Consider the following 12,003-nt stretch of genomic DNA (forward strand, 5'->3'; position numbering starts at 1 on the left):
GCAAAGCCCCGATTCCTCTTATTCTTCTTGCCCTAATGTAACCCTTGCTTGGCCCAGTATTGGCGTACGAAGTGTTCGGCGTCGGTGCGGTTGGTGACGTCGCCGGCGATTTGGGCCTTGAGCAGTGCGTCGCGGATAAGTCCCACGGCCGGGCCGGGTTTGAGCACCAGCAGTTGCATGATCTGGGCACCGTTTAAAAGTGGCTCGAGCATTTCTTCGGGCGTATCGGTGCGCTCGAGCATTTTCATGTTGTGGTTGAATTCTTTGTAGGTGCCGTTGACCGATTTGATATCGGCCCGGGCCATTTCGATCAGGCGGGGGTATTGATCCAGCGCCTTGAAGCGGCGGATGCCCCGGTCGGTGAGCATGAAATGGAAGCGCATGTGGCCGCGCACGAGGTTGCACATGAGATCGACTTCGTCGGGCGGGAAGCCCAGGCGGGCCAGTATCTTGCGGGTGACTTTCGAGCCGACCTGATGGTGCTGGAAGAAATGGAGTTCACCGGCGGCGTACTGGGCGGTGTGGAGCTTGCCCACGTCGTGGAACAGGCAGGCCAGGGTACCGTACCAGTCATACGGCAGTTCTTCGGGGTAGTGGCGCATGACGGCCAGGGTCTGCTCGAAGAGGGTGTATTCCACGCCGTCGTCGGTCTTGATCTTGATGCGGGCCAGGGTGGCGACTTCGGGCAGAAACCAGTGCAGGATCATGGTGTCGTAGAGGCGCTCCACGAAATCGGCCATGTTTTCGGCTTCGACCTTGCGCCATTCGTCCATGACGTCCTTAACCGACACGTAGTCGAGGATGCGCCGCGAAGCCCGCAGGATGGCCATGAGCGTGTTGGCTTCCACGGGGATATTGTAGTTGGCGGAAAACCGCAGCGCCCGCACGGCCCGCAGATAGTTTTGGCGGATGGCCTCGTCGGGAATGCCGATCAGGCGCACTTCACCGCTGGACAGATCGGCAAAACCGTCGTGGTCGTCGGCCTGGTGCGGCAGATAGGGGCTGGCCTGATGGGCCGGGAGCAGGCCCTTGCGGTCCAGGCAGCGGATGAGCCGCGTGGTGAGCCGGGCGACGGATTCCTCGGGATGCGAGGCATCGGCGGTGTCGGCCGGGTAGAAATTGAGCAGGGTATCGCCGTGGCGAAGCCGCGCAAAGGCACCATCGGCGGCACTGACCTCGGATTCGGGAAACAGCTTTTGCAATTCCAGAAGCGGCGCGTCGGTGGCCAGATCGAGTTCGGGCGCAGCCGGGTCCAGGGCTTTTTCCTGGAGCACGGCATTGATGACGTAGGCGTCGTAGCCGTTGCGCATGATCGTCTTGCAAATGGCAGTGGCGTCCTTGAAGGGTTGCGCCATGGGGGGAAACCTCCGGATGCGGCGTTTGGTGTCGGGGGTGTGGTTAGAAAGCTGCGGGCCGGGCCAGTTCGTGGACGATGTGTCCGCCAACGACGGTGAGCAGCACCCGGCCGGTCAGGGACTGGCCCAAAAGCGGGGTGTTCTTGCCCTTGGAGCGCAGGGTTTCGGTGGTAACGACCCAGGATTCCTCCGGGTCGAAGAGACAGAAATCGGCCGGGTCGCCCGGGGCGAAGCGGCAATGGGGCAGCTTGAAAATTTCGGCCGGCCGCCAGGCAAAGCGCAGGGCAATGTCTTGGGGCGTGAGTTGGCCCATACGCACCAGCTCCCACAGGCTGGCCAGGGCGGTATCCAGGCCGGTGATGCCGTTTTTGGCTTCCTCGAAGGGGGTTTCCTTTTCGTGGGCGGCATGGGGGGCATGGTCTGTGGCCAGGATGTCGATGACCCCTTCGCGCAGGGCCTGGGCCAGCGCCAGACGGTCGTCGTCGGTGCGCAGCGGCGGGTTGACCTTGGCCATGGTGTCGTAGCCGAACAGGGCGGCATCGGTCATGAGCAGATAATGCGGGCAGGTCTCGGCCGTGACCGGCGCACCCCGGCGTTTGGCGTCGGCAATGAGTTCCACGGCCCGGCGGCAGCTGACGTGGGCCAGATGCACCGGGGCGTTTAAATATTCGGCCAAAAGGATATCGCGGGCCACTTGCAAGGCTTCGGCCACGTCGGGCTGGCCGCGAAGGCCCAGGCGCGCGCTCATGGCTCCTTCGTTGGCACCGGTTCCCTTGCCCATGTACGGGTCTTCGCAGTGGTCGATGACCGGGGCCAGATCCGCGGCGTATTCCAGGGCGTGGCGAAAGAGGTCGGTGTCGGCCACCGGTTCGCCGTCGTTGGAAAAGGCCACGCAGCCGGCGGCGAGCAGCTCTTCCATGGGCGCGAGCTGTTTGCCGGCCAGTCCCAGGGTCAGCGCGCCCACCGGGAAAAGGCGCGGCCCATGGGGCCAGGCCTCGGCGGCCCGGCGCAGCATAAGCCGGGTCACGGCCGCGTTGTCATTGACCGGCTCGGTGTTGGCCATGCACATGATATTGGAAAACCCGCCCCCGGCCGCAGCAGCCAGACCCGAAGCGATGTCTTCCTTCCATTCCTGGCCCGGTTCGCGCAGATGGGTATGGGCGTCGGTCATGGCCGGCATGAGGAGCTGGCCCCGGCCATCGATCACCCGGGCGTCGGGAAAGGCAGCGGCGGGGTCGTGGGGCAAAAGCTCCAGGACGCAGCCAGCGGCGCAGAGAAGCGTCCACAGGCCGTCGCGGCCGGGAACGGCGACGTTGGCAACGACGAGATCCGGTGACGTCATGCCGCCCCCCCTTCTTCCTTGCGGGTAATGTGGAGATAGAGCAGCGCCATGCGCACGGCCACGCCCGAGGCCACCTGGTCGAGAATGAGCGAATTGCCGGCATCGGCCAGATCCGAGGCGATTTCCACGCCCCGGTTGATGGGGCCGGGGTGCATGACCTTGACGTCGGGGGAGGCCAGGGCCAGCCGGTCCTTGGTCAGGCAAAAACGCCGGGCGTATTCGCGCAGTTCCGGCAAAAGGCCCGCTTCCTGGCGTTCGAGTTGCAGGCGCAGGCACATGACGGCATCGGCCCCGTCAAGGGCCGGTTCCAGTTCGTGATAGACCCGGGCACCCAGGGCCTTGGCGTCTTTGGGCAAAAGGGTCCGGGGCGCGCACAGGCGCACCGTGGCCCCGAGCATGGTCAGCAGCCGGACATTGGAGCGGGCCACCCGGGAATGGGCCACATCGCCAAGGATGACGACCGTTTTGCCAACAATGTCGTCGCCCCAGACGCCGCGCAGGGTGAAAAGATCGAGCAGGGCCTGGGTGGGGTGGGCGTGCCAGCCGTCGCCGGCGTTTATAACGGCGCAGGACACCCGCCGGGCTACGAAATCGGCCGCACCGGAAGCCGAGTGGCGCATGACGATGGCATCGGGGTTCATGGCTTGAAGGGTCAGCACCGTGTCTTTGAGCGTCTCGCCTTTTTGCAGGGAGCTGCCGGTCTTGGCCAGACCGAAGGTATCGGCAGACAGGCGCTTGCCGGCGATGTCAAAGGAGGTTTTGGTGCGGGTGCTGGGTTCGGCGAAAAACAGCACGACGCTTTTGCCTTTGAGGGTCGGCACCTTCTTGACGGGCCGGGAGTTGATTTCCCGGAAGGAGGCGGCGGTACGCATGACCACGTCCACGTCTTCCCGGGAAAGCTGCGACACGTCGAGAAGATCCTTGTGGGGCCAGTTCATGAGGCATCCTCGGAGGAGCGTTTTTGCCGCGCTTCCAGGCGCGTAAGCCGAACGATATTTTCATAACCTCCGGGCGGCGTCAATGCAGGGCTGGCCGGTTCTTTGCGTCCCCCGCGCCCTGGCTGGCGCGCCGCTGCGTGGGCGGCAACGGTTTTGGGGGAGCGCACGTCCCCCGCGCCCTTGCGGACGCAACGTTCGACGGGGCCGGCGTTCGGTGCGAGCGGCGCATGACCCCGCGACCCGTAGACGCGACAGGTCGAGGTTGTGCCGCCACAACCTCGTTTCCTTACTCGCCTTCGTCCTGTCGCGGCGCTCAGGCCTTGGCCTTGGCCGCCTTTTTGGGGGCGCGGGCAGCTTTTCCGTCAAAGATCGAGCACCAGATAAACCCCTGGACATCGACCAGATCATGGGGGTTGAGCAATTCCCGTTTGGCCAGCTGGCTGGCGACGTAATCGACAAGCCGCAGCATGCGTTGGTAGCAGGCCCAGTTGGGACGGGTCGTGTAGCCGATATCAAACCCATAGGCCTGGGCGGCTTTTTGGATGTAGGTCGGCTTGATAAAGATATGCCGGCTGGGGTCGAGCAGATACAGAAAATAGGTGGCAATGGTCCATTTGCAGACGCCAAGCTCGTCAAGCACTTCCACAAACCCGGTAAAGCGGGGGCCAAGCTCGCCTTCGCCGTAGAGCAGGATGTCCAGGGCCTTGGCAAAATGCTCTTTCTGGTCATCCCCTTTTTTGAACCCATCCGTCAAAGCCGTCTTCTCGTTTGGGAACACAAGGGTGGTCTTGGCGAGCAGCTTTTTGGCCAACAGGCACACGGCCTCATAGTCGCCGGCCCGCAGCAGGGCTTCCAGGGTTTCGCAGCCCAACTCGGCATGCAGGCTTCGTGACGCTTCGAGCCGGTAGGAGCGTTCCTCGGCGAGGTAGCGCTGGTCGTCGAAGCCTTCGGGGAACATCTTTAAAAAAGCTGCTTCAAGGTTGGGGAAGGAGACCGTCCCGTCAAGGGCCCGGTCCAGGTCGATCTTTTCAAGCACCGGATGGCTTTCCGGGGCTTGGGCCGGAGTAAGAAAGTGGCGCTGCATCTTTTTTTCGCCTTCAAACTCGAAAAAAACGCGCACAGCGCCGCTTTCCAATAATTCTATCACTTTCCCGAGGCCCCACTGGGGGAGCTTTATATGGGTTACGTAGTCGCCGTTTTTAATAATCGTAGCAGTCACAGTGTCCTCCCCTGTTTCTCTGGCCTCAATCGTCCGATTGCGCCGAGACGAGGGATGCGTTTCCCCAGCCCCCTGATTGTTGCGAGACCAGTGAGCGTCTCGAAATTTGGCTGCCGCAACGGCAGCGTGCAGCCTTAGCCCAAGCGGGCCATGGCCCGGTCCAGATGCTTTGCCCAGACAGCGGCAAAAGGCTCCATTTCGATCAGCCCGGCCGGTTGGCTTTGGCAGGCAACACCGGCCGCTTCCAACTGCCCGCGCCAGGAGTCGGGCCGCTCGCCGGCCAGATCGGAGCAGGCATGGGCTCCGGCCACGGTCAGAAAGGGCATGAGCCAGGCTTTTTCGACGCCGCACGCGGTCAGCCGGTCGCGGATATGGCCAATATCCAGGCACGGGGTACCGCGCTCCCGGGGCATGGCCCCCAAGGCAACCAGCGGGTCGCGCCGCCGCAGCCGTTCCCGCAGGGCCTCGTAAAATCCGGCTCCGGGCGGGGGCGCGCCATGCCCCATGAGCACCACGGCCTCGTCCGGTGTCCGCCCGGCCGGCAGGCTGTCCAGGACCGCCCCGGCCACCTGGTCCACGTCGGCCAGATCGGCCAATAGCGGCGCGCCCACCGACAAGGCCGTTCCGCCGCCGCCGGTTTGCAGCCAACGGCCCAGCCCCGCCAACAGCTCATGGTATTCCTCACCCGGCACCACATGCAAGGACTGTACGGCCACCCGGGTGATTCCGGCCTCCAAAAAGGCCGCCAAAACGTCGGACACCTGCCGCGCGCCGCCATAGGCGGCGGCGCTGCCATGCTTGCGGCCCACGGTGCGGGCAATGGCCACGTCGGCCCCGGGATAGCGCGCGGCCACCGTGTCGCGAAAAACGGCCAAAGCCTTCATGGCCCCGGGATAGCGGGAACCGTGGGCAGCCAGGATGATGCCGCAGGCGTGGTTCAAGCGTTGGACTCCATGGCGGCGGCCAACCCGGCCAGGGCGGCGACCAGGGTCGGGCCGCCAATGAGCGCCAGCCACAGCCAGAGCGGCGGCGAGGCCATGTCCAGCCACAGCGGGGCAGCGCCCAAATTGCCGGCCACTTCCGACCAGACAAAGGCGAGCAGCGTCACCGCCAGCCCCGAGCCGAGAAAGCCGATGACGGCTGCGCCGCAGACCAGCGGCAGGCCGATAAACCATGGCGTGGCCCCGACCAGGCGCAGGATCTCAAGTTCCTCACGCCGGCGCAGCAAGGTCAGGCGCACGGTGTTGCCGACCACCAGCCCCACAAGCAAGGCCAGCAAAGCGGCCAACGGCAGGGCGGCCCGGGAACCGAGCAGCCCAAGGGTGCGCATGGCGTCGATGGCTACCGGATTGTAGCGCACCTCGGCCACGCCGTCGACGCCGGCCAAACGGGCATACGTTTCCCGGGCGAACCCTTCGTCCTCGCCGGGCAGGGCAAAGCCCAGCAGCATGGTATAGGGCAGGGGGTTTTCCCCGCCGGGCAGCGCGGGTTCGGCGTTGGCGCCGAGGCTGCCGCGCATGACGGCCAGGGCCGTTTCAGGGCTAAACGCCTTGGCCTCGACCACCCCGGGCAGGGCGCGCATCCAGTCCATCTGCCGGGCGACCAGGGCCGGATCAGACCCTTTTTGCCAGTAGACCTGAAAACGCACCACGCCCTGGCTGCGGGCAAAGGCCCCGTCCAGGCCGATGCCGGCCAGGGCGAGCAGGCCGCACAGCAATACCGTGGCGCTCACGCCCAGGATGGTGCCCAGGTGGGCCCAGGGCCGCAGCAATACGGCCGCGATGCCGGAAAAAATCAGGCGCATGGTCACGGGGTCGCCTCGGCTGCGGCGTCCGGGGCGGCGGCTTGGCCCACATCGAACCCGCCCGGGTCTGCCTCGCCGCCGCCAAGGGTAATGACCATGGCGTCGGGGGCGGCGGCCACCAGGGCGCGGTTGTGGGTGGCCATGAGGATGGCGGTGCCGTGGGCGCTAAATTGCCGCAGGATGTCGAGCAGGCGCAGGGATAGTTCCCAGTCCAGGTTGCCGGTGGGCTCGTCGGCCAGCATGAGCCTGGGACCGGCCACCACGGCCCGGGCAATGGCCACGCGCTGCTGTTCGCCGCCGGCCAGCTCGGCGCACGGCCGGTGGGCCAGCTCGGTTAAGCGCAGTGCGGTCAAAATCGAAGCCACCCGACGCTCGATGCGGGCTTTGGGCGTGCCGCGAACGGTCAGCGGCAGGGCCACGTTCTCGACCACGGTGCGTTCCGGCAGGATTTTAAAATCCTGAAAGACCACGGAAACATCCCGGCGCAACTGGTAGAGCTTGGACGGGCGCAGGGCGGCCAGATCATGCCCGGCCACCAAGGCCCGGCCGGTCTGCAGCGGCAGGCTGCCGTGGAGGATGCGCAAAAGCGTAGTCTTGCCCGAGCCGGACGGGCCGGTCAGAAAGGCAAAACCGCCCTTGTCGAGGGCAAAGGACAGATCGGAGAGCACCGCACGGTTGCCGAAGCGGTGGGACAGGCCATCTACGCGCAGCATGGCGGGGGCGCAGCCGCGCCAGGGCAGAAAATACGCATCACCCAACCCTTCTACACCAGGACGGGCCGGTTGGGAACAGGCTGGCCCGGCCTGCCGCCAGTCCGGCGGGGGCCGGCGGAGCCGTCGGGGCCGACGCGCCCGGTCCGGGCGGCGAGCGGTTTAATGCGGCCGTCAGTCTCCGGCGACGAGCAGCCGTCTGGCCATCTCGGTCCCGGCCTCGCCGCCGCCGGCCATGCGGGCCAGTTCGGCAGCGATGGCGTCGCCGGCCAGACGCAGGCAGCGGGTGCTGGTCTGGCCGTCTTCCACGGTTTTAACGACCTGGAAATGGCGGTCGGCCAGACTGGCCAGTTGGGGCCAGTGGCTGATCAGCAGAATCTGGGCGGTCTCGGACAGCTTTTTCACGTAGCTGCCCACGCTGGCCAGGGTCAGGCCGCCGATGCCGGCGTCGATCTCGTCAAAAATGAGCGTGGGGCCGCCGGGCTCGGCCGACAGCGACATGAGCGCCAGCAGGAAACGCGACAGTTCGCCGCCGGACGCAATCTTGTCCAGAGGCTGGGGTGGCTGGCCGGGGTTGGGCCGCCACAGGATGCGGGCCTTTTCCTCCACCAGCGGGGTCAGATCGCAGGCCACCGGGGTGTAGGCGGTGGTGGCGACGAATTCAAAAATGACCCGGACGTCCTCGGAAAAGCCCAGGCCGCGCAGGATCGCTTCCAGGGCGGCGGACAGGCTGGCGGCTGCAATGCGCCGGGCCGCCCCGAGCCGGGCCAGGCTCTCGGCCAGGGCCGCAACACCGGCCGCTTCCTCCCGGGCCAACTGCTTGCGACGCAAACCGCAATCGTCCAGAAAATCGAGATTTTCCTTAATGTCGCGGCCCAGGTCCACAATCTCGGCCAGGGTCTTTTTGAGCTTGCGGCGAAGGGTCGCCAGCTCAAAAAGCCGCTTTTCAATGCCTTCGCCGTCGTCGCCCGTGGCCTGGGCCGGTTTGCGGCGCAGGCGCACGCTCAGATCTTTGAGCTGATGGCGAAACGAGGCCACAGCCTCGGCGTCGGCTAAAAAATCGGGAAAAATCGCGCCGGCATGGAGCAGCTCCCGGTGCAGATCGGCCAGGGTGTCGAGGACTTTGGGCTGGCGTTCCAGGCACTCCAGGGATCGGTCCAGGGACTCGGCGGCCTTTCGCGACTCGTTAAGCGCCGCGCGGCGGCCGATGAGTTCGTCCTCCTCGCCCGGTGTCGGATTGACCTTGGCGATTTCAGCGTGCTGGAATTCCAGGAATTGGCGTTTTTCTTCCAGTCCGGCGGCCTTGGCATCCAGGGCGCGGATGGCGGCGGCAATGTCGGCCAGCTCTTTGGCCAGCCGGTTTTTCTCGGCCAAAAGGGCCGGATCGGGCAGAAATCCGTCCAGGAGCGCGGCCTGAAAGGCAGGTTGCAGCAGTCGCCCCTGGCCGTGCTGGGAGACGTGCAGGAGCAATCTGGGCCGCAATGCGGCCAGGGTTTCGCGCGAGGCCAGAGCGTCGCCCACGTAGATGCGGCTGCGGCCGGTGTCGGCAGTCAGCTCCCGGCGCAGGATCAGGTCTTGGCCGTCCAGAACGAACAGCGCCTCGACCACGGCCTTCTCGCACCCCGTGCGCACCAGATCGGTGTGCATCTTTTCGCCGGTAAGGAAATTGACTGCGGAAATAATGAAGCTTTTACCAGCCCCGGTCTCGCCGGTGAGCACGTTGAGCCCGGGGCCGAATTCCAGCTCCAGGTCGTCAATGAGGGCCAGATTTTTGATGCGGAGCATTTCGATCATGGTCGTATCGCCTATTGCCGCAGCCTCGGGTCCAGGATGTCGCGCAGGCTTTCGCCGATGAGGTTGTAGCCGAGCACGGTGAACAGGATGGCCAGCCCGGGAAAGATCGACAGCCACGGGGCCACTTCCAGCACTTCCTTGCCTTCCATGAGCATGTTGCCCCAGCTTGGGGTAGGGGGCTGCACCCCCAGGCCCAGAAAACTGAGCGACGATTCGGTGAGGATGGCCCCGGCCACGCCCAACGTCGCGGAAACCAGCACCGGCGCGGCGGCGTTGGGCAGGATATGGTACAGCAAAATCCCGGGCGCGCCCATGCCCGACACCCGGGCGGCCAGAACGAAATCGCGCGAGCGAAGAGCCAGCGTCTCGGCCCGCACCAGCCGGGCCACGCCCATCCAGGAGGTCAGCCCGATAACGGCCATGATGTTGGTCAGCGACGGGGTGAGAAAGGCAATGACGGCCAGGATCAGGAAAAACGAGGGAAAACACAGCATGACATCCACGCCGCGCATGATGGCCTCATCGATCAATCCGCCAAAATAGCCGGAGCACAGCCCCAGGAACAGACCGATGGCCACCGATATGCCCACCGCCACGAACCCGACCCACAGCGACACCCGGCCGCCGTAGAGCAGGCGCGCGAGCACGTCGCGGCCCAGGGCGTCCGTGCCGAGCAGATGGGCGCTTCCGGGCGGGGTCAGTATCGCGTTGACATCCAGGGCCAGGGGGTCAAAGGGCGCAAGAAAAGGCGCCAGCAAGGCGGCCACAGACACCGAGCCGACGATAAAAAGCCCGGCGGCCAGCATGCCGCCCCCGGGCAGGAAGCGGCGCAGATAGCGGGCCGGATTAAGCATCATCGCGCCCCCCGAGACGGATGCGGGGATCGGCCAGGGCGTAGCCGGCATCGGCCAGCAGATTGCCGGCCAGGGTCAGCACCGCGCCAAGGACCAGATTGCCCATAATCAGCGGATAATCCCGGGACATGACCGACTGGTAAAAGAGCTGCCCCAGGCCCGGCAGGGCGAAAATGGATTCGATGATGACCGAACCGCCAATGAGGCCCGGCACGGACAGCCCCAGGATGGTGATGACCGGGAGCAGGGCGTTTCGCAGGGCGTGCTTGTAGATGACCACGTATTCGGGCAGCCCCTTGGAACGGGCCGTCAGGATATAGTCCTGGCGCAACACCTCCAGCATGGCCGAGCGCATAAACCGCGACATGCCGGCCAGGGAGCCGAAGGTGTAGATGAAAATGGGCAGCGTCAGATGCCGGGCCAGATCAACGGCTTTGCCCCACAGGTCAAGCCGGGCAAAATCCATGGAGGTCAGGCCCGAGATGGGCAGCCAGCCGAGGTATATGCCGAAAAAGAGCATGAGCAGCAGGGCCAGCCAGAAGCCGGGCATGGCAAAGCCGACGAAGACGAAGATTGTGGCGCAGCGGTCAAAAAGCCCGCCCTGGCGTCTGGCCGAGGCCACGCCAATGGGTATGGCAATGGCCAGGGTGAGCAGCAGCGAGACGACGTTCATGGAAAAAGTCAGGGGCAGGCGTTCGGTGATTTTGTCCCAGACCGGCCGATGGTCGCCGGAAAGGGAGTTGCCGAAATCGCAGCGCACGAGTTTGCCGAGCCAGTCGAGGTATTGGACATGCAAGGGTCGGTCGAGGCCGTAAAGGGCTTGGAGGCGGGCGCGTGTTTCGGCGGTGGCCAGGGGATTGAGCGTGGTCTGCATGTCGGTGGGCGAGCCGGGCGCGAGATGGATGACGGCAAAGCTCACGCAGGTGATGCCGAAAAAGACGACGGCGACCCAGAGGGTTTTGAGCAGCACACGTTTGACCAGGGCGAGCACGGTTTGGGCACTCCTTGCAGGGTGGCGCAGGGCGCGCGATCACAGGGGCGTTATGTACGGGAATTGGGGCTGGAAGGAAAGGGCCGTTAAAAAAAGTTGCGCGGGCCGAAATTTCCGATTGACTTTTTCCGGGCCAAGCGTAGAAACGGACCTCGCTGCGGGGCTGTAGCTCAGTTGGGAGAGCGCTTGAATGGCATTCAAGAGGTCGTGGGTTCGATTCCCTCCAGCTCCACCACGAAGCATGCCAAGGGGTTACCTAGAAATAAGTGACCCCTTTTTCTTTACGGGGCCGCCAACGCGCGCCAACACTAGGGTGTGGCGGGTATGTACCAGGGCATAACCATTTGCCAGCCCACCTGTTAGACCAAGAAACTATTCCCCGGTCGCTTGAATTTTTTTCAAGAGGTCGCCCCCCCTCCGCCTCTTTCGCTCCTGTCAAAAATAATTTCCTGATTTTACTGATAGTTGCACAAGAAAAGAAACCACGGTCGCTTGTGGGATTTTCAAGCGATCCCCCCCACTTTGGACATTTGGACATTTCGGGTGCATCCCTTGAAAAAATTTGGTTCCGTTTCCTGCTGATGGAAATCTTGGCTGAGCCTGGTCCAGGAAAAGCCCCAGGAACTGGCTGAATAAGGCACAGGGGGTGGGAAATAACCGGGGCCGGTTGGCCTTCCTGGTTCTGTCCCGTGTCACCCACTGGTCCAAATGTCACCCTATGCGCCGGCGATTTGCAGATAAGTTTCTGAATTAATGAACCTTATCTGCTGGTGACAAATGTGACATTTCAAATATGGCCGCTGCAAAAATCAGATGCAGAAACTCTGGTTCGGCACCTCGCCGTCGGCATCGGAAGGCTGACCCTGATGCAGGAAAAGTCGTAGGAACTGGCTGAATAAGGCACAGGGGCCACGATTTCTACCCGTCCCCCTTGGTCTTCCTGGGCTTGTCCCGTGTCGCCCACTGGACCAAATGTCACCCTATGCGCCGGAATGA

10 protein-coding genes and 1 tRNA gene are annotated in these 12,003 nt (G+C 64.3%); 1 reads left to right on the plus strand and 10 read right to left on the minus strand.

What is annotated here, in order from left to right; all coding sequences use genetic code 11:
• Positions 1 to 32 precede the first annotated feature (32 nt).
• The 10 genes from GTA51_RS06450 to GTA51_RS06490 form a co-directional block, all read right to left on the minus strand.
• Positions 33 to 1,355 (minus strand): HD domain-containing protein, encoded by a 1,323-nt coding sequence (locus tag GTA51_RS06450; protein ID WP_160959642.1) that lies wholly within the window; start codon positions 1,353 to 1,355, stop codon positions 33 to 35.
• Between the two features lie 43 nt (positions 1,356 to 1,398).
• The gene (locus tag GTA51_RS06455) at positions 1,399 to 2,697 is read right to left on the minus strand and encodes a dihydroorotase (RefSeq protein ID WP_160959644.1); all 1,299 of its coding nucleotides are present in this window, start codon (positions 2,695 to 2,697) and stop codon (positions 1,399 to 1,401) included.
• On the minus strand, positions 2,694 to 3,635 hold the full coding sequence (locus tag GTA51_RS06460) for an aspartate carbamoyltransferase catalytic subunit (RefSeq protein ID WP_160959645.1): 942 nt from the start codon (positions 3,633 to 3,635) through the stop codon (positions 2,694 to 2,696). The genes GTA51_RS06455 and GTA51_RS06460 overlap by 4 nt, the downstream gene beginning before the upstream one ends.
• A 313-nt stretch (positions 3,636 to 3,948) precedes the next feature.
• Positions 3,949 to 4,854 carry a DUF3553 domain-containing protein gene (locus GTA51_RS06465; RefSeq protein ID WP_160959647.1) on the minus strand — a complete coding sequence of 302 codons (906 nt, stop codon included), beginning with the start codon at positions 4,852 to 4,854 and terminating at the stop codon, positions 3,949 to 3,951.
• Positions 4,855 to 4,988: 134 nt separating this feature from the next.
• Positions 4,989 to 5,795: a sirohydrochlorin cobaltochelatase gene (locus GTA51_RS06470; protein WP_246198014.1), complete on the minus strand. Its 807-nt coding sequence runs from the start codon at positions 5,793 to 5,795 to the stop codon at positions 4,989 to 4,991.
• Entirely contained in the window at positions 5,792 to 6,658 is an 867-nt protein-coding gene (locus tag GTA51_RS20915) for a cell division protein FtsX (protein ID WP_246198021.1), read from the minus strand. Before GTA51_RS20915 ends, GTA51_RS06470 begins: the two co-directional genes overlap by 4 nt.
• Positions 6,659 to 6,660: 2 nt before the next feature.
• On the minus strand, positions 6,661 to 7,371 hold the full coding sequence (locus GTA51_RS06475) for a cell division ATP-binding protein FtsE (RefSeq protein WP_160959650.1): 711 nt from the start codon (positions 7,369 to 7,371) through the stop codon (positions 6,661 to 6,663).
• Positions 7,372 to 7,542: 171 nt separating this feature from the next.
• The gene (locus GTA51_RS06480) at positions 7,543 to 9,162 is read right to left on the minus strand and encodes a DNA repair protein RecN (RefSeq protein WP_160959651.1); all 1,620 of its coding nucleotides are present in this window, start codon (positions 9,160 to 9,162) and stop codon (positions 7,543 to 7,545) included.
• Positions 9,163 to 9,173: 11 nt separating this feature from the next.
• Positions 9,174 to 10,016, minus strand: coding sequence for an ABC transporter permease (locus GTA51_RS06485; RefSeq protein ID WP_160959690.1), 843 nt, complete (start codon positions 10,014 to 10,016; stop codon positions 9,174 to 9,176).
• Complete coding sequence (locus tag GTA51_RS06490; protein WP_160959653.1) at positions 10,009 to 11,007, minus strand: ABC transporter permease subunit; 999 nt, start codon at positions 11,005 to 11,007, stop codon at positions 10,009 to 10,011. Before GTA51_RS06490 ends, GTA51_RS06485 begins: the two co-directional genes overlap by 8 nt.
• Before the next feature lie 159 nt (positions 11,008 to 11,166).
• Here GTA51_RS06490 and GTA51_RS06495 point away from each other — a divergent pair.
• A tRNA-Ala gene (locus tag GTA51_RS06495) sits at positions 11,167 to 11,242 on the plus strand.
• Positions 11,243 to 12,003: the final 761 nt, after the last annotated feature.

The sequence above is a fragment of the Solidesulfovibrio aerotolerans genome (genome assembly GCF_009856865.1).
Taxonomy (GTDB): Bacteria; Desulfobacterota; Desulfovibrionia; order Desulfovibrionales; family Desulfovibrionaceae; genus Solidesulfovibrio; species Solidesulfovibrio aerotolerans.